The organism is Bradyrhizobium sp. IC3123 (assembly GCF_020193625.1).
GTDB classification, from domain to species: domain Bacteria; phylum Pseudomonadota; class Alphaproteobacteria; order Rhizobiales; family Xanthobacteraceae; genus Bradyrhizobium; species Bradyrhizobium yuanmingense.
The window spans coordinates 1-935 of record NZ_JADYVF010000050.1; the positions used below are offsets into that span (position 1 = coordinate 1).

Here is a 935-nt window from a genome sequence, read left to right on the forward strand (position 1 = left end):
CCGCTTCGCTTCGGAAACGTCCATGCCGCCGAATTTGGCCTTCCAATTGTAGATCGTCGCCTCGGAAACACCGTGCTTGCGAGCCAGGTCGGCTGTCTTCGCCCCAGCCTCATGCTCCTTCAATACCGCGATAATCTGCTCTTCCGTGAACCTTGCTCGCTTCATCTGTCCGTCCTTCTTCGGCCGGACTCTAACTCCTTCTGGAGGAAATACGCAGTGGCAGGTCACGGGTTGCTTTTAGCCCTCAACTTAACGCGTGCGTCAATAGCTTCGTCGGAGCGAGTCTACCGTTCCTTCCTTCGATCAAAGCTGTATTAAGAGCAAACTTGGGCGACTTGGGGCGGTGGGCCGATCGGCCCACCGGCATCGACCGTTAGATCGCCGAAAGACCAGGTTCTATTAACGTGCCGAAGGAGCGCACTGAGTTGTGGGACGCCGCATTGCGCGACACGGGCTCCAGCCTCGACCTCTCCAAGCACTGAATCCGGCAGCACAGTTCGTCGACGACGCATGTAACCGAGCCGCCGACCTTGCCCCACGGGCTTAATCCAGTTTGAAGTTGGTTCTGGCCCACGAGAAGGACCAGAGCATGAAGGCAGCCGCTTTTCGGAAGAGCAGAACATCGGGATTTGAAGGAGCACGAGGCCGGCGCCGCAAGCACGGCGTCAGCGACGCGAGCATCTACAAATGGAAGGCGAAGTTCGGTGGTATGGAGGTGTCGGAGGCCAAGCGGCTGAAGGCGCTGGAGGATGAGAACACGCGGCTGGGGCGGCTGCCATGCTCGACAATGTCGCGCTGAAGGACTTGCTGAGAAAGAATGTATGGTCCGCACCGTCCGTGCAAGGGTCGTAACAGCGAAAATGACGCTTCCAGTTGCATAAATGTATCCGGCCTCTCGCGAGCGGACTGCTGTTGCAGCCAGGCCATGATGAGAT

1 protein-coding gene and 1 pseudogene are annotated in these 935 nt (G+C 58.2%); one reads left to right on the forward strand and one right to left on the reverse strand.

The genetic code is table 11. The features are described 5' to 3' along the window. Nucleotides 1–165, reverse strand: a 165-nt coding sequence (locus tag I6F20_RS37555; protein ID WP_225131593.1) for a transposase, incomplete at its 3' end; no start/stop codon positions are given. 381 nt (nucleotides 166–546) lie between these two features. Between I6F20_RS37555 and I6F20_RS37560 the strand changes: the two are divergent. Continuing rightward, nucleotides 547–822, forward strand: a pseudogene (locus I6F20_RS37560) (transposase); the annotation flags it as partial. Between the last annotated feature and the right edge of the window lie 113 nt (nucleotides 823–935).